Annotated in this window: 1 protein-coding gene and 1 pseudogene; both read left to right on the forward strand. The window is 64.1% G+C overall.

Translation table 11 applies throughout. From position 1 onward, the window contains the following. Positions 1–595: glycogen/starch/alpha-glucan phosphorylase (locus tag BG61_RS38540; RefSeq protein ID WP_035943695.1), on the forward strand; the 595-nt coding region annotated here is incomplete at its 5' end. Further along, positions 582–1,139, forward strand: a pseudogene (locus tag BG61_RS38545) (glycogen debranching enzyme); the annotation flags it as partial. The gene BG61_RS38540 and the pseudogene BG61_RS38545, both read left to right, overlap by 14 nt.

Genomic DNA, 1,139 nt, shown 5'->3' on the forward strand with positions numbered 1-1,139 from the left:
GAAGGTGGTGTTCATTCCTGACTTCAACGTCAAGAATGCGCACTTCATCTACCCGGCGGCGGACCTCTCCGAACAGATCTCGACGGCCGGCAAGGAGGCATCGGGCACCGGGAACATGAAGTTCATGATGAACGGCGCGTTGACGATCGGAACACTGGATGGAGCCAACGTCGAGATCCGCGAGGAAGTTGGCGACGAGAATTTCTTTCTTTTCGGTCTGACCGCTGATCAGGTCGAGCGCGTGAGGCGAGAGGGCTATCGCCCGGCGGAGTACGCGAACGGAAATCCGGAGTTGCGTGATGTTTTGGCGCTGATCGCCGACGGGCACTTCTCACGCGGCGACCGCAGCATGTTCCGTCCGCTGGTCGAGAACCTGCTGCAAGCCGACCCGTTCCTCGTGCTGGCCGACTACGCCGACTACGCGGCCTGCCAGGAGCGCGTGAACGCCGCCTGGCAGGACCCGCGACGCTGGACTCGCATGTCCATTTTCAACACCGCACGCGCGGGCAAGTTCTCGTCCGACCGCGCGATCGGCGAGTACTGCGACCAGATCTGGAAAATCCGCCCTGTGAGGATCGCCCTTGACCGGCTTTGAGGCAGGTCCGGCCCGGGAGTATCCGGTCGGCCCCGGGTCGCGATTCCCGCCGGGCGCCACGGTGGTGCCCGAAGGCGTCAACTTTTGCGTCTTCGGCCGCCACGCCACACGGGTAGAGCTCCTCTTGTACCTGACCCCGGCGAGCCCTGAGCCGTTTCAGATCATCCCGCTCATACCTGAGCGCAACCAGACGTTTTTTTACTGGCATGTCCTGGTGGCGGGCTTGCCGCTGCACACCTGCTACACGTGGCGCCTGGACGGGCCGAAGGACACGGAACACTCGGGCTGCGCATTCGATCCAGGCAAGGAACTCCTCGATCCGTATGCCCGAGCCGTGTGCGACGACCTCTGGAAGCGGCCCGGTGCCGCCGAGCCATTCGAAACCGGGCGCGCTTCGCTCCGTGCCATTGTGACGGAGCCTGTGTCCGCGTGCGGTGCCCGGGTTTCCCGCGGGCTGGACGACGCTGTCATCTATGAACTGCACGTTGGCGGCTTCACCCGTGACCCGTCGAGCGGTGTGAGGCATCCCGGAACCTTTGCCGGT

The organism is Caballeronia glathei, assembly GCF_000698595.1.
GTDB lineage: Bacteria > Pseudomonadota > Gammaproteobacteria > Burkholderiales > Burkholderiaceae > Caballeronia > Caballeronia glathei.